At 56.0% G+C, this 21,152-nt stretch carries 23 protein-coding genes; 2 read left to right on the top strand and 21 right to left on the bottom strand.

Annotated elements, in window-relative coordinates:
* Positions 1–51: 51 nt before the first annotated feature.
* From cysA to FDW98_RS08035, 9 genes are all read right to left on the bottom strand, one after another.
* Positions 52–1,149 carry a sulfate/thiosulfate ABC transporter ATP-binding protein CysA gene (gene cysA / locus FDW98_RS08075; RefSeq protein WP_096756248.1) on the bottom strand — a complete coding sequence of 366 codons (1,098 nt, stop codon included), beginning with the start codon at positions 1,147–1,149 and terminating at the stop codon, positions 52–54.
* Complete coding sequence (gene cysW, locus FDW98_RS08070) at positions 1,139–2,014, bottom strand: sulfate/thiosulfate ABC transporter permease CysW (protein ID WP_096756247.1); 876 nt, start codon at positions 2,012–2,014, stop codon at positions 1,139–1,141. Before cysW ends, cysA begins: the two co-directional genes overlap by 11 nt.
* Positions 2,014–2,847, bottom strand: a complete 834-nt coding sequence (gene cysT, locus FDW98_RS08065; RefSeq protein WP_096756246.1) for a sulfate/thiosulfate ABC transporter permease CysT — start codon at positions 2,845–2,847, stop codon at positions 2,014–2,016. The genes cysW and cysT overlap by 1 nt, the downstream gene beginning before the upstream one ends.
* Positions 2,848–3,861, bottom strand: a complete 1,014-nt coding sequence (gene cysP, locus FDW98_RS08060; RefSeq protein ID WP_096756245.1) for a thiosulfate/sulfate ABC transporter substrate-binding protein CysP — start codon at positions 3,859–3,861, stop codon at positions 2,848–2,850.
* Between the two features lie 157 nt (positions 3,862–4,018).
* Positions 4,019–4,810, bottom strand: coding sequence for an SDR family oxidoreductase UcpA (ucpA, locus tag FDW98_RS08055; protein ID WP_096756244.1), 792 nt, complete (start codon positions 4,808–4,810; stop codon positions 4,019–4,021).
* A gap of 198 nt (positions 4,811–5,008) precedes the next feature.
* Positions 5,009–5,908, bottom strand: a complete 900-nt coding sequence (yfeX, locus tag FDW98_RS08050) for a porphyrinogen peroxidase (protein WP_096756243.1) — start codon at positions 5,906–5,908, stop codon at positions 5,009–5,011.
* 93 nt (positions 5,909–6,001) lie between these two features.
* Entirely contained in the window at positions 6,002–6,577 is a 576-nt protein-coding gene (locus FDW98_RS08045; protein ID WP_096756242.1) for an RpoE-regulated lipoprotein, read from the bottom strand.
* Positions 6,578–6,637: 60 nt separating this feature from the next.
* Positions 6,638–7,087, bottom strand: coding sequence for a DUF2919 domain-containing protein (locus FDW98_RS08040; RefSeq protein ID WP_096756241.1), 450 nt, complete (start codon positions 7,085–7,087; stop codon positions 6,638–6,640).
* Positions 7,074–7,499: a GNAT family acetyltransferase gene (locus tag FDW98_RS08035; protein ID WP_096756240.1), complete on the bottom strand. Its 426-nt coding sequence runs from the start codon at positions 7,497–7,499 to the stop codon at positions 7,074–7,076. The genes FDW98_RS08040 and FDW98_RS08035 overlap by 14 nt, the downstream gene beginning before the upstream one ends.
* Before the next feature lie 212 nt (positions 7,500–7,711).
* On the opposite strand from FDW98_RS08035, the gene amiA reads away from it, so the two are divergent.
* Together amiA and hemF are read left to right on the top strand one after the other, a co-directional pair.
* Positions 7,712–8,581, top strand: coding sequence for an N-acetylmuramoyl-L-alanine amidase AmiA (gene amiA, locus FDW98_RS08030; RefSeq protein WP_096756239.1), 870 nt, complete (start codon positions 7,712–7,714; stop codon positions 8,579–8,581).
* Between the two features lie 2 nt (positions 8,582–8,583).
* On the top strand, positions 8,584–9,501 hold the full coding sequence (gene hemF, locus FDW98_RS08025) for an oxygen-dependent coproporphyrinogen oxidase (protein ID WP_096756238.1): 918 nt from the start codon (positions 8,584–8,586) through the stop codon (positions 9,499–9,501).
* An 87-nt stretch (positions 9,502–9,588) separates the two neighbouring features.
* On the opposite strand, the gene eutR is transcribed toward hemF, so the two are convergent.
* The 12 genes from eutR to eutM form a co-directional block, all read right to left on the bottom strand.
* Positions 9,589–10,641, bottom strand: a complete 1,053-nt coding sequence (gene eutR / locus FDW98_RS08020) for an HTH-type transcriptional regulator EutR (protein WP_096756237.1) — start codon at positions 10,639–10,641, stop codon at positions 9,589–9,591.
* 48 nt (positions 10,642–10,689) lie between these two features.
* Positions 10,690–11,235 carry an ethanolamine utilization microcompartment protein EutK gene (eutK, locus tag FDW98_RS08015; protein ID WP_096756236.1) on the bottom strand — a complete coding sequence of 182 codons (546 nt, stop codon included), beginning with the start codon at positions 11,233–11,235 and terminating at the stop codon, positions 10,690–10,692.
* A gap of 11 nt (positions 11,236–11,246) precedes the next feature.
* Entirely contained in the window at positions 11,247–11,906 is a 660-nt protein-coding gene (gene eutL / locus FDW98_RS08010) for an ethanolamine utilization microcompartment protein EutL (protein ID WP_096756235.1), read from the bottom strand.
* Positions 11,907–11,915: 9 nt separating this feature from the next.
* A complete protein-coding gene (gene eutC, locus FDW98_RS08005) occupies positions 11,916–12,812 on the bottom strand; it encodes an ethanolamine ammonia-lyase subunit EutC (protein ID WP_096756234.1) in 897 nt (298 codons plus the stop codon).
* A 20-nt stretch (positions 12,813–12,832) separates the two neighbouring features.
* Positions 12,833–14,194 carry an ethanolamine ammonia-lyase subunit alpha gene (gene eutB / locus FDW98_RS08000; protein ID WP_096756233.1) on the bottom strand — a complete coding sequence of 454 codons (1,362 nt, stop codon included), beginning with the start codon at positions 14,192–14,194 and terminating at the stop codon, positions 12,833–12,835.
* 11 nt (positions 14,195–14,205) lie between these two features.
* Entirely contained in the window at positions 14,206–15,609 is a 1,404-nt protein-coding gene (gene eutA / locus FDW98_RS07995) for an ethanolamine ammonia-lyase reactivating factor EutA (protein WP_096756232.1), read from the bottom strand.
* Positions 15,606–16,853 carry an ethanolamine utilization protein EutH gene (gene eutH, locus FDW98_RS07990; protein ID WP_096756231.1) on the bottom strand — a complete coding sequence of 416 codons (1,248 nt, stop codon included), beginning with the start codon at positions 16,851–16,853 and terminating at the stop codon, positions 15,606–15,608. The genes eutA and eutH overlap by 4 nt, the downstream gene beginning before the upstream one ends.
* Before the next feature lie 123 nt (positions 16,854–16,976).
* The gene (gene eutG / locus FDW98_RS07985) at positions 16,977–18,164 is read right to left on the bottom strand and encodes an ethanolamine utilization ethanol dehydrogenase EutG (protein ID WP_096756230.1); all 1,188 of its coding nucleotides are present in this window, start codon (positions 18,162–18,164) and stop codon (positions 16,977–16,979) included.
* Positions 18,154–18,993 (bottom strand): ethanolamine utilization protein EutJ, encoded by an 840-nt coding sequence (gene eutJ, locus FDW98_RS07980; RefSeq protein WP_096756229.1) that lies wholly within the window; start codon positions 18,991–18,993, stop codon positions 18,154–18,156. The genes eutG and eutJ overlap by 11 nt, the downstream gene beginning before the upstream one ends.
* 12 nt (positions 18,994–19,005) lie before the next feature.
* Entirely contained in the window at positions 19,006–20,409 is a 1,404-nt protein-coding gene (locus FDW98_RS07975) for an aldehyde dehydrogenase family protein (RefSeq protein ID WP_096756228.1), read from the bottom strand.
* 11 nt (positions 20,410–20,420) lie between these two features.
* A complete protein-coding gene (gene eutN, locus FDW98_RS07970) occupies positions 20,421–20,708 on the bottom strand; it encodes an ethanolamine utilization microcompartment protein EutN (protein WP_096756227.1) in 288 nt (95 codons plus the stop codon).
* Between the two features lie 121 nt (positions 20,709–20,829).
* A complete protein-coding gene (eutM, locus tag FDW98_RS07965) occupies positions 20,830–21,123 on the bottom strand; it encodes an ethanolamine utilization microcompartment protein EutM (RefSeq protein ID WP_005121908.1) in 294 nt (97 codons plus the stop codon).
* Positions 21,124–21,152 lie beyond the last annotated feature (29 nt).

Raw genomic sequence — 21,152 nt, 5'->3', positions numbered from 1 at the left:
TAGGCCCGGTAAGCATAGCGCCACCGGGCGATAACTATGCGAATTAACCTATCAGGCGGATTGTGCCAGAGCAAGTTCGGTTTCACGCGTTTCAATCCGCTGTTCACCGTTATACAGACGCGCATTTTGCAGTCCCACAAACAGACGTTCACCGCGGCTTGGGGGGTTATCGCCCTGCATCACCACCGTCAGCGGCTCGTTATACCACCCCAGTGGCTGGACAACTAATTGGGTGTAGTGACCTTTCGGACTGGCTTCCAGCACCTGTACCGGCAGCGGCGAATCGAGGCTGGTACGGCGGCTCACATCGACTTCCCACGGACGCAGGAACAGATCGACCGGTCCCTGATACGCGGGCGTATATCCCAGCGGCCAGCGATGCGCGCCAACGTGGAACTGCCCACCGCGTACGGTGCCCTGCAGGCGGTTCACTTCGCCCATAAACTCCAGCACAAAGCGGGTGGCCGGTTCACGCCATACCTGATCCGGCGCATCGGCCTGCTCGATATGACCCTGGCTCATCACCACCACGCGATCCGCCACTTCCGTCGCCTCTTCCTGATCGTGGGTGACGAACACGCTGGTGAATTTCAGTTCTTCATGCAACTGACGCAGCCAGCGACGCAACTCTTTACGCACCTGGGCATCAAGCGCGCCAAATGGTTCGTCGAGCAGCAGGATCTGCGGCTCTACCGCCAGCGCACGCGCCAGCGCCACACGCTGCTTTTGACCGCCGGAAAGCTGCGCCGGGAAGCGTTCTGCCAGATGGGCCAACTGTACCATTTCCAGCAGTTTGGTGACTTTTGCTTTGATCGCCGCCGCATTCGGACGCTCGCGACGTGGCAGTACCGTCAGACCAAAGGCGATATTGTCGAAGACGGTCATATGCCGGAACAGCGCGTAGTGCTGGAATACAAACCCCACCTTACGCTCGCGAGCGTGCAGACGACTGACGTCCGTACCGTGAAAGCGAATATGTCCGCTGGACTGATGCTCCAGCCCGGCAATAATGCGCAGCAGCGTAGTTTTGCCTGAACCGGACGGCCCCAGCAGCGCGACCATCTGACCTGAAGGAATATCCAGTGAGATATCGTTCAGCACCTGGGTGCGACCAAAAGACTTCTTAATATTGGCAATCTCAATGCTCATGATTTTCCTCCTGCTGCGCGCGTTTTTCCTGGTTCTCCAGACGCCATTGCAACATGCTCTTCAAAAACAGGGTAACAATCGCCATCAGCGTTAATAACGCCGCAGCGGTAAAGGAGCCGACAGTGTTGTAGTCCTGCTCCAGTAATTCAATCTGCAGAGGCAGCGACAGGGTTTCGCCGCGAATCGAGCCGGACACCACCGACACCGCGCCAAACTCACCAATCGCGCGGGCGTTGGTCAGCACCACGCCGTACAGCAGCGCCCAGCGAATGTTTGGCAAGGTCACGCGGCGGAACATCTGCCAGCCGGATGCGCCAAGTAGAATAGCCGCCTCGTCTTCATTGCTGCCCTGGCTCAACATCACCGGTACCAGCTCACGCACCACAAACGGACAGGTGACGAAGACCGTGACCAGCACCATTCCCGGCCAGGCGAACATCACCTGCAGGTTGTGCTCATCCAGCCAGCCGCCGAGCGGGCCGTTGGAACCATAAAACAGCAGATAGACCAGACCGGCGACCACTGGCGACACGGCAAACGGGATATCCAGCAACGTCAGCAGCAACTGGCGACCGGGGAAGTTAAAGCGCGTGACCAGCCACGCCAGCAGCACGCCAAACACCAGGTTCACCGGTACCGCAATCAGCGCAATCAGCACCGTTAGCCAAATAGCGTGCAGCATGTCCGGGTCGGCCAGGTTCTGTAATACCGGCATTAATCCCTTGCTGAACGCCTGCACGAAGATATAAATCATCGGCACCAGCAAAATGAACGCGGAGACCAGCATACCCGTGCCGATCAGAAACCATTTCCCCCAGTTGATGTGGGGCGCGCCATAGCGTTTCAATTGGGTAATCTCTGCCATCAGTGACCTACCACGCGTCGACCAAAGCGACTCTGCAGGGTGTTAATCGAAAACAGCAACAACAGCGATGCCCCGAGGATCACCGACGCAATCGCGCTGGCGGCCGGATAGTCAAACTCCTGTAAGCGAACAAAAATCATCAGCGAAGTGACTTCCGTTTTCCAGGCGATGTTCCCGGCGATGAAGATAACCGCACCAAATTCTCCCAGGCTGCGGGTGAACGAAAGTGCGATCCCGGCAACCAGCGCCGGAGATAATTCCGGCAGCACCACTTTACGAAAGCTCTGCAAGCGCGTGGCGCCGAGTGTTTCCGCAGCTTCTTCATACTCCGGGCCTAACTCTTCCAGCACCGGCTGTACGGTACGCACTACGAACGGAATGCTGGTAAACGCCATGGCGACCGCAATACCGAGCCAGGTGTAGGTTACTTTAATATCCAGTTTCGCCAGCCACTCGCCGTAAAAACCGTTAACCGAAAACAGCGAGGCCAGCGTCAGGCCCGCCACTGCTGTAGGCAGCGCAAACGGCAGGTCCATTAACGCATCCAGCAGTGTGCGACCTGGAAAGCGATAGCGGGTTAAGATCCACGCCATCAGCAGGCCGAACACGCCGTTAAAGATCGAGGCCACAAACGCGGACAGCAGCGTGACCTTATAGGCTGCCACCACCTGCGGATTGGTAATCACTTCCCAGTATTGCGCCCAGCTCATTTGCGCCAGTTGCATCACCAGCGCACTGAGCGGCAGCAGCAATATCAGGCAGACAAACAGTAAGCTGGTGCCCAGGCTTAAGGTAAAGCCGGGCAGCACGCGTCGGGAGGAAACAGCAAACATTTACTTACGCCCCGCCGCCAACAGTTTGTCCAGCTCACCGCCGCTGACAAAGTGCGTTTTCATCACCTCAGGCCATGCGCCAAACTGATCTTCCACGCGGAACAACTCGGTCTGCGGGAATTTATCTTTCAGCTTATCCATCACCTGCGGGTTATTCACACGGTAGTAGTAATCCGTGATGATGGTCTGCGCCTGCGGGCTGTACAGCCAGTTCAGGTAGGCTTTCGCCGCTTTCTCAGTGCCATTGGCCTGCACGTTTTTATCGACCCACGCCACCGGGAACTCGGCGAGGATATTGGTCTTAGGAATAACGACCTCGAAACCCTGCGCTTCATACTGCTTACGAATGTTGTTCACTTCTGATTCGAAGCTGATCAGCACATCGCCCAGCCCACGTTCTGCAAAGGTGGTGGTGGCACCGCGACCGCCGGTATCAAAGACTTCAACATTTTTCAGGAACTGGGTCATGAACTGTTCGGTTTTAGCGTTATCGCCGCCGTCCGCTTTTGCTGCCGCACCCCACGCCGCCAGATAGGTATAGCGCGCGTTACCGGAGGTTTTCGGGTTTGGGAAGATCAGTTTGACGTCAGAACGCACCAGATCATTCCAGTCATGGATGTTTTTCGGGTTCCCTTTACGCACCAGGAAGCCCATTGTGGAATAGAACGGCGAGCTGTTATTCGGCAGACGGCTTTGCCAGTCGGCGGGGATCAGCTTTCCTTTGTCATGTAGAATCTGTACGTCAGTGACCTGGTTATAGGTCACGACGTCGGCTTTAAGCCCCTGCAGAATCGCCAGCGCCTGTTTTGATGACCCGGCATGAGATTGTTTAATCGTCAGCTTGTCACCGCCGTTATCCTGCGCCCATTGCTGTTCAAACGACGGGTTAAGGGCGGCAAACAGCTCACGAGACACATCATAGGAACTGTTCAGCAGTTCCGTTGCCTGCGCCTGACCGACCAGCAGCAGCGCCGCCAGCGTCAGGGTTCTTTTTTTCAGTAAGTTAACGGCCATTGCGCACCCTTATAAATTTAATGACTTTCTTATGGCCATCATATTTATAACGGGAGTAAAAGGAGTAACGGTTTTATATACCGTTTGATGATTTGAAAGTTGAAAAGAGAATAAGAGGTAACTCCTCCCCTGTTCGCGGGGAGGAGACAAGCATCACTCAGACGCCGACGCTAACACTTTCTGGCAGGGTGCTGCCGCCATCGATCACGTTCTGCGTGCCGGTTAAGTAGCTGGACTCATCAGACGCCAGGAACGCCGCCAGTTCACCGACTTCAAGCGGACACGCCAGGCGACGCAGCGGAATGGCTTTTGCCATTTCAGTTAACACTGATTCCGGATCGTCCGGGTTAGACTGACGCGCGATGTTTTCCGCCATTGGCGTGCGGACATAGCCGGGGCAAATCGCATTAACGCGGATGCCGGATTGCGCGTATTCCACCGCCAGCGATTTGGTTAAGCCGATAATCGCGGCTTTTGACAGCGCATAGGCCGTTTCCCCCGGATCGGCGACCATATCGCCGGTGACGGATGACATCATCACGATGCGCCCATCCTTGCGAGCAACCATCTCCGGCAGAACGGCTTTCGTCACATTCCAGACACCTTTGATGTTGATATCAATATGGAAGTCGCGATCTTCATCGCTCATTTCAAGGAAGCTGCCGAGGCGGCATACGCCTGCGTTGTTGACCAGAATATCAATTTTGCCCTCAATGTTCTTCGCGCGTTTTACCGCCGCCGTGACAGAAGCAAAATCTCTGACGTCCGCATGAACTGCCGTACAACGGTGACCGCGTCCAACAAGCTCATCCGCCAGTTTTTCAATCTCATCGGAGATATCCAGCAAGATCAGGTTCGCACCGTGGCGGGCAAATGTTCTGGCAATCCCTTCGCCAATACCCTGAGATGCGCCCGTAATCAATGCTGTTTTGCCCGTGAGTTTTCCCATTTCAATATTCTCCTTTTGAATATGAAGCATCCGCTTCATTCACGCAGAAGATACAGCATTAACAAATCAGTGCTGCGAAATGGCTCACTAAATCAGGTTAATTTCAGGTAAAAAAAATCCCCGACGGTGCGGGGAGATGTATTTTACGCCAGCGTGTAGGCCGGAGAAGGCGTTATGCCACCATCCGGCAACTCACTCTCACAGCGCCATTAAGCGGTCCAGCGATGGCGCAAAATAATAGCCGCCGGTCACCGGCTTGGTGAAGCGCAGCATGGCGTCACGTTTACCGTCGGTGTCGCCGAACATGCTCAGCAGTTGCTGCTCAATATTGTGCAGGCGCGCGCAGTAAGCGCAGAAGTACAGACCGTGCGTACCGCTGGCGGTACCGTATGGCAGGCTCTGGCGGACAATTTTCAGCCCTTTACCGTCTTCTTTCAAATCCACGCGGCTCAGGTGAGAGGTGGCCGGGCGATCGTCGCCGTCGATCTCTTCGTTGGCTTCTTTGGTACGACCAATCATCATTTCCTGATCGTGGATGCTCATGCGATTCAACTGCTTCAGGTTGTGCTCCCAGCGCTGCACGAACACATAGCTACCACCCGCATCCACGCCATCTTTGATAACCGCAACGTCACGACGCGTCTCTTCCCCGGCCGGGTTTTCCGTACCATCAACGAAGCCGCTCAGATCACGCTCTTCGACCCAACGGAAACCGTGGATCTCTTCTTTCACGTCGATGCAATCACCAAAGGCGTCCATGGCCGCCTGCGCAACAGAGAAATTCACGTCATGACGCAGAGAAAGAATGTGGATCAGCACGTCATACTGCGTTGCCGGGGCCAGACCTTTACCGTAAGGGATAAAGTCCTTTAACTCTTCAGCCCCTACTCCACCGCTCAGCGTGCGCCAGGTTTTGTTACCGAAAGCCACAACCGCGCCCAGATGGGCATCCGGGAATTTTGCTTCAAAGGTCGCCAACTTATCAGCAAATGTTTTGCTGGCAGCGCGCAAAGCCTCAACGTCGCCTTTTACATTGGCTTCAATCCAAATCGCCGCACGGCAATGTTCTGGCAAAATGCCACTCTGAACCTGAGACATTGTTCCTCCTGAAAAAAAGATGCCACGACCTCGTGGCATTGATGGGCGTTATTCTACCTGTTTTTTTAGTCTGTCGATTTGTTCAGACGCAAATTAACGCCGCCAGATAATTTTGCTTACTTTCCAGTCTTTCAGCGTATCGTCAGACGGCATTATGCCTTCAGGACCGCTCCACTCACCGGAAAAAATGTAGCTAATATGCTGACTTCCCTCAGCTTTACACTCAACACCTGCACTGTCATCGCCGGTCGCTTTCTGGCAATTACCGAACGCTTTGGTGTAAAGGTCACTAAACGGTGTACCGATTTCTGCACCGGACGCTGACGAAATATCGCCGTCCAGTACATCAATACGGCTGATGGTCCCCCCATCGCCATTGATCACCATCGCCAATTTATCTTCTTTCATTGCTTCAAAAAAGCGCACCACATTGCCGTTGTCGGTCTTCATCCCGCTGCGCAGGCGATAATCTCCGTCCAGCGCATCGGCAATGGCTTTCTCATCCAGCGGCGTCGCAGCAGTGAGTTGTCCCACCCCCTGCTCGGTGACTTCCGTCGAAGAACCAAACCAGTTCCACGGATTTGCGGCGGACCAGTTCACCGACGAGAGCGTCGAGCAGCCAGTCAGTACCAGCGGCATCGCGCATAACATCAAACGCAGCGATTTCATCTCACATCCTTTCTTTATTAATTAACGTTGCTTGGAGTCCGGCTTCATAAAAAAGTGCCGTTATTCTTTTTCGATGGCAAAACAGGCACGTAAACGCGGGTTAGTCAGTAGCCAGACCAGGGCGACAACATCGGCTACCAGCAGCGCCAGCCCAACGCCATTGACCGGATCGCCCCCCAACCACAGCAGTGGCTGCCAGCAAAGCAACGCCAACTGGGCCAAAATCAGTAATCCGCGCAGCCAGCGCCACAGCGCAGGAAATGCAAAACGCCGCCCGCTGAGTAAAAACGCCAGCACTGCGGGAACACCTGGGAGCAATCCCAGCCAGAACGCATCGTGATCGGGGTAAAACAAATTCAGTAAGGTGTTGCCCTGTTCGCGAGAAGATCCCGCAATCACAAACAGCACCCACGTACGCGCCTGAAGCAGCAGCACGCACCAGAACAAAACAGGGAGGCGCAGACGCCCGTGACTGTCATAGTCGGCGGGATGAAACTCAGTACTCTTCATCTTCAATCAAGCGCTTGCCCAGATTGAGTACGTCAGCATGTTCATATCCCAGACGTTCATACATGCCCAGCACGATGTCATTGTCGTCACGCACCATAATTTGAATCTTCGGGCATCCGCGGGCAATGAGCTTTTTCTCCAGCCGACTAAGCAGCGCATTAGCAATGCCACGAGCACGAAATTCAGGGTGTACGCCAAGATAGTACGCTGAGCCGCGATGACCGTCGTAACCCCCCATCACCGTGCCAACGACTTCACCGTTCACCTCGGCGACCAGGAACAAGCTGACGTCGTGATTCACCTTGCGCTCAATGTCCATTTCCGGATCGTTCCATGGACGCAGCAGGTCGCAGCGCTCCCAGAGGGTGATAACCTCTTCGAAATCTTCCTGGCGAAATACGCGTATCTCCATGGTATTGAGACCCTTTTTAGCCCTAAAAATAGTGATTATGGCGTGAACAACTGATTAAGCCAATATCTGACGCGAAGCGGCGTAAAAAATGGCATAATAAGCAACTGTCACGTATTGAAATGAAAAGTAAAACAATTATTATCCCGATCCGTCGCAACGGACTACGCGATACGATATAACATCTGGAACTTATTTATTACAACTCAGGCCGTATGAGCACTTTTAAACCACTAAAAACTCTCACATCGCGCCGCCAGGTGCTGAAAGCCGGGCTGGCTGCCCTGACGCTGTCAGGTATGTCGCCAGCTATCGCTAAAGAAGAAGCGCTAAAAACCAACAATGGTCACAGTAAACCGAAAGCGAAGAAATCGGGCGCAAAGCGCGTTGTGGTTCTCGATCCGGGTCACGGTGGCATTGATACCGGGGCAATTGGTCGCAACGGTTCGAAGGAAAAACACGTGGTGCTGGCGATTGCCAAAAACGTGCGATCCATCCTGCGTAGCCAGGGGATCGATGCCCGGCTGACCCGCTCCGGCGATACCTTTATTCCGCTTTACGACCGCGTCGAGATCGCCCACAAGCACGGTGCCGACCTGTTTATGTCCATCCACGCAGACGGTTTTACTAACCCCAGCGCGGCGGGGGCGTCGGTCTTTGCTCTGTCTAACCGCGGCGCCAGTAGCGCCATGGCAAAGTATCTGTCCGATCGTGAAAACCGCGCGGATGAAGTCGCCGGGAAAAAAGCCACCGGCAAAGATCATTTGCTGCAGCAAGTGCTGTTCGATCTGGTTCAGACCGACACCATTAAAAATAGCCTGACCTTAGGGTCGCACATCCTGAAGAAGATCAAGCCAGTACACCGTCTGCACAGCCGCAGTACAGAACAGGCCGCCTTCGTGGTGCTAAAATCGCCGTCCATTCCTTCGGTGCTGGTAGAAACCTCATTTATTACCAACCCGGAAGAAGAACGCCTGCTGGGCACCACGGCATTCCGGCAGAAAATTGCCACCGCCATCGCCAATGGCGTTATCAGCTATTTCCACTGGTTTGATAACCAGAAAGCCCACTCGAAGAAACGTTAATCATGAAGCCCGATGCCCAGCGCGTTAAACAGTTCCTGCTCAGCCTGCAGGATGATATTTGCCAGCAACTGTCTGCCGTAGACGGCGCTGAATTTGTTGAAGATAGCTGGCAGCGCGAAGCGGGTGGCGGCGGACGTAGCCGGGTGCTGCGTAACGGTGGGATTTTTGAACAAGCGGGCGTGAATTTCTCCCATGTCCATGGTGACGCGATGCCAGCCTCGGCGACAGCACATCGACCAGAACTGGCCGGGCGCAGTTTTGAAGCGATGGGCGTGTCACTGGTGGTGCACCCGCTCAACCCGTACATTCCTACCAGTCATGCTAACGTGCGGTTTTTTATCGCCGAAAAACCCGGTGCCGATCCGGTCTGGTGGTTTGGCGGTGGCTTTGATTTAACGCCCTACTACGGCTTTGAAGAGGACGCCGTTCACTGGCACCGCACGGCGCTTGATCTGTGCCAGCCGTTTGGCGATGACGTTTACCCGCGTTACAAAAAGTGGTGCGATGACTACTTTTTCCTTAAGCATCGCAACGAACAGCGCGGCATCGGCGGACTGTTTTTCGATGATTTAAATACCCCGGACTTCGACCACTGTTTCGATTTTATGCGAGCAGTTGGCACAGGCTATACCGACGCGTATCTGCCGATCGTTGAGCGGCGTAAAGTGATGAGTTGGGGTGAGCGCGAGCGCAACTTCCAGCTTTATCGTCGTGGACGCTACGTGGAATTTAACCTGGTGTGGGATCGCGGCACGCTGTTTGGTCTACAGACCGGCGGGCGTACGGAATCCATTCTGATGTCGATGCCGCCGCTGGTGCGCTGGGAGTATGACTGGCAGCCGGAAGCGAACAGCCCGGAAGCCGCCCTTAACGAGTTTATTCAGGTGCGCGACTGGGTGTCATTGCCTGATGGCGGCTAACGCCTTATCCGGCCTACAACTTCAAAAATGGCACCGTCCCTTAGGTCGGATAAAACGCGAAGCGTCGCATCCGACTCAATAATCTCATCACGCCCACTGACGCATACGCTGATGCAGCGTGAGCGACGGTTTCTCGGCGAATAGCTGCTGGTAATCGGTGGCAAACTGCCCTAAATGCCAGAATCCCCACTGCATCGCGGCATCTTTTACCGTCGTACTCTGCGACCACGGGCTGATAAGCTCACGGCGCACTGCGTTCAAACGAATGCGTTTTAACCAGGCATTCGGCCCGATCCCGAGGATCGCATGGAAGGCATTTTGCAAGGTTCTTCGGCTGACATGCAGCTGATTGCACAGGTCGAGCACGGTCAGCGGCTCCGACATATTTTCCAGCACATATTCGCGCGCACGCGACAGCAACCGACGGTAACTCTGATGGCTGATACTCTCGGCGGTGATGATCGGCTGGGCTTCATCCAACATGGTACCCATCGCCAACAGCAGATTATCCCCTAACACTTTGCGCACCGCAGGCTGGTGAAGATTTTCAGGATTCTCGCTAAACGTCGCCAGCGCCTGTTGCACAAAGCCCCACAATGCGGCTTTGTGTTGTTCTTTTACTTCCAGCGCCGACTGGTTGCGCAGCATATGCAGCACCCTTTCCGGGTTGTGCAGGAAGTTAGCCTGACGAGCGATTGCCTCTTCAGAGATCACGACGCCAAGAATGGTGTAGTCATCCGGCGTACTCAGCTCAAATTCCGTCCCGCCCGGACGGGTGGCAATTTCAGCGCTACCCAGACATTGGGTGCCAATAAACCCCTGTTCGCCGCGCGTAGCAGGAATACCAAACCAGAATGAATTTGGCCAGACGAGACAGGACTGACGTAGCGCCAGCCCGGTGTATTCACGGAACACCTGAATATCATCAAGCAGGATTTCAGTGAACTCGCCATGAAATTTACCTGGATGCAGCTGGTCGTAGATCTGCTGCCAGGCGGTAATGGTCAGCGCGTGCTCATACACATCCGTTGTTCGCCGCTGATGAACGTTGTCCACTTCCACTTTCGGCGTAAGTTTAACGTCTTCGGGTAATACTTCATGATAAAGATGGTGCAGGTTTGCAGTACGTTTCTTTTTCATGACCTTTGAAGCCGGAAGCTTCACTGAAGCCCCCGGCCCTCCGACAGGTTAATTTTTTAAGCGATAGCGACTACTGCGTTTACGCAACGCTCCGGCAGAAAAGAGCTGTTCCAGCGCAATTCTGGCTTTATCAAGTGACCAACCAAAGTGCGCGGCCACTTCCCCTGCCGTCATTCCCTGACGGACCGATGTTAACAGCGCCAGTAATTCGTCAGAGGATTCAGAGGACACCGGTGCTTCCTGCGTCTTCTCTGTTTTCACGTCTGATGTCACTTCCGGCTTCGGTTCTGATTTCTTCGGTTCTGGTTTTTTCGGCTGGCGCGTAAAACCGCCGATCAGCCACTGGGTGTCATCATCCGGCCGTCCTATCTCCTTGCGGCTGATAACACGTCCTGTACGCGCAGCAGCAGCACAACCGGCATCCAGCGCTGCACGACACGCCGCCAGATCGCCTTCCACCACCAGCGTTAGCCTGCCAGGATCGAGCACCTGGTGGCTAAGCAGACGCACGTTCGCGGCTTTCAGCATGGCATCCGCCGCATCTACGGCAGCCACCATGCCATCCACTTCCAGTAATCCCAGTGAATTGATCATTGCAACCTCTCTTACGCGCGCTGGACAGGATTACGGGCAATATCCAGAACAGCATCAGCGAAGGCATTACAGGCGGCTTTACAGGCGGCCTGGCTACCGGTTAAAAACGCCGCCGAGTAGTTGGTTTCTGACGGTGGCGGCACGTAGGTAACAATCTGTACATCGGCAGATTTCAGCGCAGCATCAATCCCGTAGGTTGCTTCTAATGGCGGAGCCACCAGATAAGCCATCGGATCGCCCAGTACGCATCCCGCCGTAGCAGAAAGATATGAACCGGTACGCGATACCACGTGTGCCAGGAAAGCCGTATTTTCTGCATCATTGGCCCACTGGAACGCGGCGCCATTTTCAATATTGGCCACCATCGCATCCAGACCCGCGCGAACTTCCGCCGGGTTAGGTCCACCGAGCATAATCAACACTTCACCTGCCGTTGGAGAAGGTCCGTGCGCCGCACCGGCATACAGCGAGCGGCCATAAACCACTTCGACCATTGCCTGTTTTGTCGCTTCGTCTGCGGCAATATACGCCACGTCATCAGAGTCTGCTGTGATGAGTCCGAGGCTACGTATATGTGGCGGTAATTTAAGTTCGCGGGCAAAACCGTCATTTACCGAGGCAATCACGCGCATGGCGGTGACTGAAGGTCTAATCAAATCTAATGCTGGCATGATGCCTCCTTAACGGGTCATGTTGATGCCGGACGCTTTTTGCTCCAGCATGCGTTTGGCCAAATCCACGATTACCGCAGCCGCTTCGACCGGTGGCGTACCGCCCTGGTGAATGTTGGAAATACAGGTTCTGTCGGCCTCAACGGTAGTCGCCACGCGCGGTGAATAGACCGCGTAGCAGGAAAGACTTTCCGACTGGCCTAAGCCCGGACGTTCACCGACCAGCAGGATCACCGCTTTCGCACCCAGCAGCTCGCCAATCTGATCTTCGATTTTCACGCGGCCATAGCGGACAAAGAACGGCGTGCCAACCTTCAGCCCAGCCTGTTTTAATCCAGACAACAATGGCGGCAGGATCTCTTCGTAGTTGGCGGTGATGGCATCCGTAGACAGGCCATCAGAGACAATCACCTGGACATCCGGGTTCGCCACGCACTGGGATTTCAGCGCTTCAATCGCTTCCGCACTCAGACGACGGCCCATGTCCGGGCGGGTCAGGTACAGATTTTTGTCACTGATTTCCGAGCGCACTTCCAGCAAGCCTTGTGCTTTCACCCACTCTTCCGGCACCTCTTTCAGCACGGTATCTTTCGAGCGTGAGTGGTCAGCCAGGAAGCGCAGCAGCGCCTGGGTACGCGGACGCGGGCCAGCACGACCGGTACAGACACGTGCAGCGGTGCTGCGACGCAGTTCCGTCAACACTTCTGCGCGGTGCGGGTTTTCAACGCCGATCCACGCTTTCGCTTCCGGCGATCCTAAATCCATGGCACAGCTTTCGCCCGTTGGTGCGGCGCACTGCGTGGTGCTACATTTCACTTCCGCTGACGGCGCTTGAGCCTGCGGTTGTGACTCACCCATTGACGCCATTACGCTGCGTACAATTTCTTCAATCTGTTTTTGATCCATCGTGTGTCATCCCCGCGTCATCAGAAGAACAGTGACGGATCGCCCGCCCGTTTGGTCAGGCGACCGTTTGCCATAATGCCCATGTTTTCCAGCCAGCGTTCAAACTCCGGCGACGGACGCAGGTTCAGCAACTGGCGCACAGTCGCGGTGTCGTGGAACGCGGTGGTCTGATAGTTGAGCATGATGTCGTCACCGAGCGGCATGCCCATGATGTAGTTGCAGCCTGCAGTGGCGAGCAGAATCATCAGGTTTTCATTGAGGTTCTGGTCAGCATCGGCATGGTTGGTGTAACAACAGTCACAGCCCATCGAAATGCCGCTCAGCTTGCCCATGAAATGATCTTCTAAACCGGCGCGAATAATCTGGCGGTCATTGTAGAGATACTCTGGCCCGATAAAGCCGACAACGGTATTCACCAGGAACGGATCGTAGTGGCGTGCCAGCCCATAGTTACGCGCTTCCATCGTCACCTGATCGGCACCGAAGTTAGCGCCAGCAGAAAGCGCAGACCCCTGCCCGGTCTCAAAGTACAGGCAGTTTTCCCCGGCGATACGGTTGAATTCAGCGCCCACTGCACGCGCCTCGTCCAGCATCGCCAGCTCAACGCCGAACTCTTTCAAGCCTTTCTCGCTACCGCAGATACTCTGGAAAATCAGCCCGCCCGGCGCGCCGCGACGAATCGCTTCGATCTGGGTAGTAACGTGCGCCAGCACGCAGCCCTGGGTAGGAATGTTGTATTTGTCGATCACGCCATACACGGTGTCGAGTACGCGGCTTAAGTTCTCCACGTCATCGGTTACCGGGTTAACGCCGATCACCGCATCGCCCGCACCGAAAGAAAGCCCTTCGTAGATTTGCGCGGCAATACTCTGCACATCGTCACGGGTGTCGTTCGGCTGCAAACGGCAGCTGAAGGTGCCCGGCAAGCCGATCGTGGTGTTGGCTTTTTTGATCACCGGCATTTTTTTGCCGCCGTAGATCAGGTCCGCGTTGGAGCAAATTTTTGCCACCCCAGCGACCACTTCTGACGTTAACCCTTTGCGCATAAACGCAATGTCATCGACAGAGGTTTCATCACTCAACACGTACTCGCGCAGCTCACTGATGCTCCAGTTTTTGATGCGGTTATAGGCCGTTTCGTTGACGTCATCCTGAATCAGACGCGTGACGCAGTCCTCTTCATAGGAAATCACCGGGTTGTTGCGGATATCCGCCACCGTCATTTCCGACAACACCTGTTTGGCCGCCACGCGCTCCTGTGAGCTTGTCGCGGCGACACCTGCCAGCACATCCCCCGAACGCAGTTCGTTGGCTTTGGCCAGCACCTCTTTTACATCCTTAAACTGATAAACATTGCCGAACAATGTGGTCTTTAGTTTCATAAGTCGTTCCCTCAGGAAGGAAATGCGAGTGATTTCACCGTCACCGGCACAACCGATCCGCCAAAAAGAGGCGTACCAATGTCGATATAGTCCCCCGCCCGGACAATCACCTCATCGATGACCGCCAGCGGGTGTTGCTGTAACTGTGGGCGTAACAGCATGCCCAGGGCTTTACCAAAATCCTGCTCGGCTACCACCAGCAGGGGATGCGGATTCGGATAACGCGCGACAAAGGCCAGCAGCGCGTCGATGACCGTTAACAGCGCGGCGTAGCGCACCGGCAGCGACCCGGGCAGCGCCAGCACATAGGCATCTGTTTTCGGATCAAGATCGAGCTGCATCAGCGCCTGCTGCCAGGCCGCCACTAGATCAGCCTCATCAACCGGGATCGCCACCGGCAGATTGCGCAGCGGGAGCGCCACGCCTTCCAGCCAGATGGTGCTGCCCGACAGCGACAGCGTATGCGCCCCGGCGCCAATCACCGTGGCGCGCACGGTTTGCGCCGGGAACTGCACGTTCATCTCACGCAAGCGCGGATGTTCATGCAGCGCCGTCGCCAGCAGCGGTCCAATGTCAGAAAAACAGAACGGATCGGCAGGCTGGTTGCGGTAGCACTCGCCCACTCCTCCGGAAAGCGTAATCACATCCGGTTTCACGCCCGCAGGCAGTAAACCGGTTTGCATCAGCGCCTGCGCCAGGGCAGAAGGCGTGCCGTCAATCACTTCCACGATCAGATTCGCCATTCGCCGCGCGACCTGGACAAGCTGTGCGGCATTGAGCGTTCGGGCGTCAGTACCGGCACCAAACACCTCGTCGACGATCATCTGTCCCGGCTGGTGCGCATGGACCACGCGCCCCTGGCCGTCAGTTTCCAGCAGTCGTCCCCCGACGTTCAGGCACGCAGAGCCGCTGACCTTTCCGGCATCAAACAGTACGTAGTTTGACGTCCCGCCGCCGATGTCGATATTCAGCACGCTGCACAGACGCTGCTCAGACAGAGTTTGTGCACCAGCACCGTGACCGGCAATCACCGATTCCAGATGCGGACCGGCACTGGCCACCACGAAGTCACCCAGCGACTGGGAGAGCGTCATCACCGCCGGACGGGCGTTGCGGGTTTTCGCGCTTTCTCCGGTAATGATGATCGCGCCGGAATCAACCGTTTCCGGCGCAATACCCGCCGCCTGGTACTGGGCCAGGATCAGCGCTTTAAGTTCAGCCTCTTTCAACCCGCCCTGCTTATCGACGGGTGTGAAGAAGACCGGGCTTTGCCAGCTAATTTCGCGTTTGATAAATTCGTAGCGCGGCACCTGCGACACTGCCGCACGGTTAACCAGCTCAAGGCGGGAGAAGATCACCTGAGTGGTGGTGGTGCCGATATCGATACCGACGCTCAGTAGCTGGCGAGTATTCACGATTGCGCCTCCGCTTTTGCTTCTGCAGTTTCCGCGTCAACAACGGCCGGAACATTTTCGTCTTTTGGCACCAGCATCATCGCCACGCCAATCGCCGTCACACCACCAATCAACTTGCCGACAATCATCGGGAAGATCATGGCGTTCATGTTCGCGGCGGCAAAACCTAAGTGGTCACCCAGAGCGAAGGCTGCAGAGACCGCGAACGCGCAGTTGATCACTTTGCCGCGGGTATCCATATTTTTCATCATGCCGAACATCGGGATGTTGTTCGCCAGAGTTGCCACCATACCCGCAGCGGCTATATTGTTGATTTTCAGCAGGTTGCCGACACTCATTAGCGGTTTTTCAAACCAGCGGGTCAGCAGCAGCACCATCGGGTAGGCACCCAGCAGCACGCAGGAGATAGAACCGATTACTTCGATGGCGCGCATCACTTCGCCGGGCTTATCACCCGCAGACATGAAGATAGGATCGAGACCCGGGATCAGCTCCCAGCCAAGCAGGAACTTAATGACCGCCGCCGCCAGGCCGATGGTGATCAGCGCCACCAGGAACTTGGCGAAGATCTGGAAACCGTTAATCATTTTTTCCGGGATAAATTTCAGCCCCAGCGCCACCAGGATGGCGACGATCAGCACCGGAATCATGTTCATCAGAATCAGCGCGAAGGTGAACTCCACCGGTTGCCCGTTGATTTCAACCCCGGAGTACATTGCCACCAGGCCGCCTGCGATACAGCCAACCGGAATGGTCACGATACCGGCCAGTACGCCCAGAGCCAGATAACGACGGTCTGACGGTTCAATAATTCCCAGCGCAACCGGGATGGAGAAGACCAGCGTCGGCCCCATCATTGCCCCGAGGATCAGGCCAGAGTACAGCCATGCGGCCACATCGCCACCCGCCAGTTCTTTCGCCAGGAAGAAGCCGCCCATATCACACGCCAGCAGCGTTCCGGCAAACATTGACGGGTTCGCGCCCAACATTTCATACAGCGGAATAATTACCGGTCCGAGCACATGCGCCAGTACCGGCGCCAGCGCAGTCATACCGACCATCGCCAGACCCAGTGCGCCCATCGCCATAAAACCTTCTTCAAACTGACCGCCCGATCCCTCGATGCTCTTACCAAACTTACCGAGGTAACGCGCTGAACCACCGAACTGCGACAGGATCCTGTCCACGGCGGCAATCAGCATAAAGAACATCATGATGTACATGATGATTTCGTTAATTCCCATAGCCCTATCTCCATTTGCCAGGTGCTTAGTAGGCCTGATAAGCGCAGCGCCATCAGGCAATGATGTCGCGTTGTTGCCGGATGGCGGCGCGAACGCCTTATCCGGCCTACGTCCTGGTATGCCTTATTGTGCCGCCGCGTACAGGCCGATAATCTGTTCCTGCGTGGCGGTTCGTGGGTTGCTGCGTATACAAATATCGTTCAATGCGGCTTGCGCCCAGGTACTGTAATGCTCAGGTTTCGCGCCTACGTCAGCGAGCCGTTTGGTCTGGCCCACTTCGGCGATCAGCTCAATGACCGCGCTGATAGCGTCACGATCGTCTGATTTCTTATTGGTTAACGCTCTGCCGATATGGCTGAAGCGTTCACGGCACACCATGCGGTTAAAGCCCATTACCGTAGGAAGCAGCATGGCATTAGCCTGCCCGTGCGGGATGTGCAGCGCAGCACCTGGCTGGTGAGCCATCGCATGACACAAGCCCAAACCTGCGCTGGAAAAAGCCATCCCCGCCATACAGGAAGCCAGTAACATGCTTTCGCGCGCCGCCAGGTCATGGCCGTAACCCACCGCTTTAGGCAGCGACTTGCCGATCATCGCAATCGCGCCAATTGCCAGGCTGTCGGTAAACGGTGTCGCGTTCAGCGCGCTGTAGGCTTCAACAGCGTGGGTGAGTGCATCGATGCCAGTCATTGCCGTCACGTGCGGCGGTACGCCTTCCGTTACCGCCGCATCGAGAATGGCGACGTCCGGCATCAGCGTGGCGTGGGCCAGCACTTTTTTCAGTCCGGTAGCGGCATCGATAATCACCGTGACGTTGGTGGTTTCTGACCCGGTCCCGGCGGTGGTTGGCACGGCAATCAGCGGTAAACGAGGACGCAGCACGCTGTTTTCCGTCATATCAGCCAGTGTCTGCGTTGGGTTGGTTACCAGCAACGCGACGGCTTTGGCGGCATCCAGTACCGAGCCGCCGCCAAAGGCCACAACACCGTCACATTTTGACTCGCGCAGCTGTGCGACCGCCGCGCAAACGTCAGTGATGCACGGTTCCCCGACCGGGCACGGCCACAGCGTCATCGCCACGCCTTTCATCGCCAGGCTGCGTTCCAGTGAGGCGGTCATTCCCGCTTCATGCAGGAAGCTATCTACCATAACGAACATGTGCGTCAGCCCGCGCGTTTGCGCTTCCTGTCCGCAGGTGCTGAGCGCTCCCAGTCCGCATAGCGTGACCGGTGGAACGCTGAACGTTTTTACGCGTTGTAGATTCAGGGCATCGAATGCCTGAAAGAGCGCGGTCTGCAATTCAGCTTGCATAGATTCCTTCCGCTTTTACTTTTCCGCTATTGGCAATCGCCAGCGGGGTCATAAACAGACTGTGCTGCGGTAAATGCACCTGCAGCTCCGGGAAACGCTTACGGAACAGCTCATCAACCCCCGGCTGCATACAGGACCCACCGGCCAGCCATAAATCCATGACGCCCTGCCCGGCAATATGGTGGGCGACAATTTCCGCCATTTTTTCGTAAACTGGCTTCACTACCGGCCAGATTTCCTTGCCGTTGCTGCGCTTGTACTGCTCGGCTTCTTCCAGTTGAATACGACGATTCCCAGCCAGCGTCAGAGAAATGTGATGCCCACCGGTCGCTTCGTCGGCGGAATAGGTCACTTTGCCCTGCTTCACGATGGCAATACCGGTCGTCCCACCGCCGATATCCACCACGCCTGCGTTATCCAGCTGAAGTAGATCCGCCACGGCGGTGGGCTCATCCAGCACATGGCTAACCTCAAGTCCGGCAGACTCCAGCACGTTAATGGAGATACGCGGGTCCGTTCCTGGCGGGAACGAGGTTGCCGCGTGGGTAAAGCGGCAGCCCAGTTGTTGTTCGAGCGTATCGAGATGGCGACGAACAATGGTCACGGCACCGAAAAAATCCCAGACGATGCCGTCACGCACGACGTCGGCCCAGTCCAGACAAACCGCAACCGGCTGTCCTTCACTGTCGACAACCATCGACACCACATCACAGGTCCCCAAATCAACGCCGAGCCACAGCGGTGAATCACTCGCGGCCGGCGTCTGGTTACACAGCGTTGCTGCTTTTTGCAGTCTGGGTGTGAGCCACAGTTGTTCGTCATGCGCCATCTCTTTCACTCCTTATACGATGCGAAACGCATCCACCAATACACAGCGACGCAGGCGGACAAACGTGCGCGCACTGGTCACCCCTTCCCCGGTTGGCGTAGTAATGGTCATGGTGGTCCAGCCTTCACCGCCAAGCCCAAGACCGGCAATGCACGGTCCGTTCTTGACGAAAATGCTGGTATCGATGGCGTTAGCCATACGGTTCATGTTATCGATGTTGCGTGAGTGCATCGCCGCCGTATGGTGGCAACCACCTTCAAGCGTGACCGCCAGCGCAATGGCTTCGTCAACGTTAGCCACCCGCACTACCGGCAGCACCGGCATCATCAGTTCAGTTACCGCAAACGGATGTGTGGCTGAGGTTTCGACGAACAACAAGCGGGTTTGCTCCGGGACATTCAGGCCGATCGCCGCGGCGATTTTGGCCGCATCGCGCCCGACCCAGTCACGGCTAACCGTGCCTTTACCGCGTTCATCGACGTTTTTCATCAACACCGGCTGCAATTGCTCAGCCTGAGCTGCAGTGAGCTTGACCGCGTGCTGACCTTCCATCAGACGCATCAGCTCGTCGGCAACGCTATCCACGACGATCAGGACTTTTTCATCGGCGCAGATGATGTTGTTATCAAACGACGCACCTTTAACGATGGACTGCGCGGCGCGCGCCAGATCGGCGGTTTCATCCACCACCACCGGCGGGTTACCCGCACCTGCGGCAATCAGACGTTTGTTGGTGTGCTTACGCGCAGATTCCACCACCGCTTCGCCGCCGGTCACCACCAACAAGCCGATGCCTGGGTACTTGAACAGACGCTGAGCGGTTTCGATATCCGGATTGGCAACGGTCACCAGCAGGTTTGCCGGACCACCCGCAGCGACTACCGCCTGGTTAAGCAGACCGATCGCACGCTGAGAAACGCCTTTTGCAGCAGGATGCGGCGCAAAGACCACGCTGTTACCCGCCGCAATCAGGCTGATGGCGTTATTAATGACGGTCGCGGCCGGGTTGGTGGACGGCGTTACCGATGCCACCACGCCCCACGGCGCATTTTCAATCAGCGTCAGGCCGTTATCGCCGGTCAGTACCTGTGGAGACAAGCATTCCACGCCCGGCGTGCCGCGTGCCTGCGCCACGTTTTTGGCAAATTTATCTTCAACGCGCCCCATGCCGGTTTCACTGACGGCAAATTCCGCTAATTCTCTGGCGTGTTTTTCGCCTGCTTCACGAATGGCGTGAATGGCCAACTGGCGCATAGCGACGCTTTTCAGCTCCTGCTGTGCCAGTTTTGCTGCCGCCACTGCGTCATCCAGGGAGGCAAATACGCCCATTTCTTGAACGGCACTGACGGGTTGGCTGCTGTCTTTCATTTTCAGCAGCACCGCTTTCACGACCTGTTCAATATCCTGTTGATTCATGATTTTCTGCCTTATTTATGGAAGATCACCTGACCACCTGCCACCACTTCATCGACAATGCCAATCACGCACAGATCGACAGGCGATGAGTCACTACTGTGCGCCTGGCGGGCAGAGCTTCCACTGACCAGCAGCACCCACTCTCCGGTTCCCGCCCCGATGCTGTCGGTAGCAACAGCACACTGCCCGTCGGGATTTCCCTGAGCATCAATCATTTCCACCATCAGCAACTTGTCGTGCGCGAGCCCCTGATGGCGTACGGTACAAACAATTTGTCCTGTGACGATTGCCAGTTTCATACCCGCCTCCGTGGCATATTTCAGGTAAAACCTCCCCCTACCCTCCGCAGAAGGTAATGTGAAAAGGAGAGAGGGTGACGCCAGCTTTCTCTTAACAATCCAGTGGCGTCACATGGACGACTTACATATCGTTGCTGTCGCCTTTGAAGCTGATCGGGAATACTTCTTCCAGATCGCCATGCGGACGCGGGATAACGTGTACAGAAACCAGTTCGCCAATACGCTGCGCAGCAGCAGCTCCGGCATCCGTAGCTGCTTTGCAAGCGGCCACATCACCACGAACCATGGCAGTACACAGGCCGCCACCGATCTGCTTCACGCCAACCAGTTTCACGCGTGCCGCTTTAACCATTGCGTCAGAAGCCTCAATCAGTGCAACCAGGCCCCGGGTTTCGATCATTCCTAATGCTTCCATTGTGTTTTCCTCTTAGTAGAAGGGGTCCA

This window comes from Citrobacter sp. wls711, assembly GCF_005281055.1.
In the GTDB taxonomy this organism is placed as follows: Bacteria; Pseudomonadota; Gammaproteobacteria; order Enterobacterales; family Enterobacteriaceae; genus Citrobacter; species Citrobacter gillenii.
Note: the sequence above shows the minus strand (reverse complement) of the source record. Positions and strands in the feature narration are given on the sequence as shown.

Coding starts and splice junctions, on each gene's coding strand:
- yfeX (WP_096756243.1), bottom strand. CDS start 5,908: ATGTCTCAGGTTCAGAGTGGCATTTTGCCAGAACATTGCCGTGCGGCG.
- hemF (WP_096756238.1), top strand. CDS start 8,584: ATGAAGCCCGATGCCCAGCGCGTTAAACAGTTCCTGCTCAGCCTGCAG.
- eutH (WP_096756231.1), bottom strand. CDS start 16,853: ATGGGAATTAACGAAATCATCATGTACATCATGATGTTCTTTATGCTG.
- eutB (WP_096756233.1), bottom strand. CDS start 14,194: ATGAAACTAAAGACCACATTGTTCGGCAATGTTTATCAGTTTAAGGAT.
- FDW98_RS08040 (WP_096756241.1), bottom strand. CDS start 7,087: ATGAAGAGTACTGAGTTTCATCCCGCCGACTATGACAGTCACGGGCGT.
- cysW (WP_096756247.1), bottom strand. CDS start 2,014: ATGGCAGAGATTACCCAATTGAAACGCTATGGCGCGCCCCACATCAAC.
- eutC (WP_096756234.1), bottom strand. CDS start 12,812: ATGGATCAAAAACAGATTGAAGAAATTGTACGCAGCGTAATGGCGTCA.
- FDW98_RS07975 (WP_096756228.1), bottom strand. CDS start 20,409: ATGAATCAACAGGATATTGAACAGGTCGTGAAAGCGGTGCTGCTGAAA.
- cysT (WP_096756246.1), bottom strand. CDS start 2,847: ATGTTTGCTGTTTCCTCCCGACGCGTGCTGCCCGGCTTTACCTTAAGC.
- eutR (WP_096756237.1), bottom strand. CDS start 10,641: ATGAAAAAGAAACGTACTGCAAACCTGCACCATCTTTATCATGAAGTA.
- eutL (WP_096756235.1), bottom strand. CDS start 11,906: ATGCCAGCATTAGATTTGATTAGACCTTCAGTCACCGCCATGCGCGTG.
- eutG (WP_096756230.1), bottom strand. CDS start 18,164: ATGCAAGCTGAATTGCAGACCGCGCTCTTTCAGGCATTCGATGCCCTG.
- eutJ (WP_096756229.1), bottom strand. CDS start 18,993: ATGGCGCATGACGAACAACTGTGGCTCACACCCAGACTGCAAAAAGCA.
- cysP (WP_096756245.1), bottom strand. CDS start 3,861: ATGGCCGTTAACTTACTGAAAAAAAGAACCCTGACGCTGGCGGCGCTG.
- FDW98_RS08045 (WP_096756242.1), bottom strand. CDS start 6,577: ATGAAATCGCTGCGTTTGATGTTATGCGCGATGCCGCTGGTACTGACT.
- FDW98_RS08035 (WP_096756240.1), bottom strand. CDS start 7,499: ATGGAGATACGCGTATTTCGCCAGGAAGATTTCGAAGAGGTTATCACC.
- amiA (WP_096756239.1), top strand. CDS start 7,712: ATGAGCACTTTTAAACCACTAAAAACTCTCACATCGCGCCGCCAGGTG.
- cysA (WP_096756248.1), bottom strand. CDS start 1,149: ATGAGCATTGAGATTGCCAATATTAAGAAGTCTTTTGGTCGCACCCAG.
- eutK (WP_096756236.1), bottom strand. CDS start 11,235: ATGATCAATTCACTGGGATTACTGGAAGTGGATGGCATGGTGGCTGCC.
- ucpA (WP_096756244.1), bottom strand. CDS start 4,810: ATGGGAAAACTCACGGGCAAAACAGCATTGATTACGGGCGCATCTCAG.
- eutN (WP_096756227.1), bottom strand. CDS start 20,708: ATGAAACTGGCAATCGTCACAGGACAAATTGTTTGTACCGTACGCCAT.
- eutM (WP_005121908.1), bottom strand. CDS start 21,123: ATGGAAGCATTAGGAATGATCGAAACCCGGGGCCTGGTTGCACTGATT.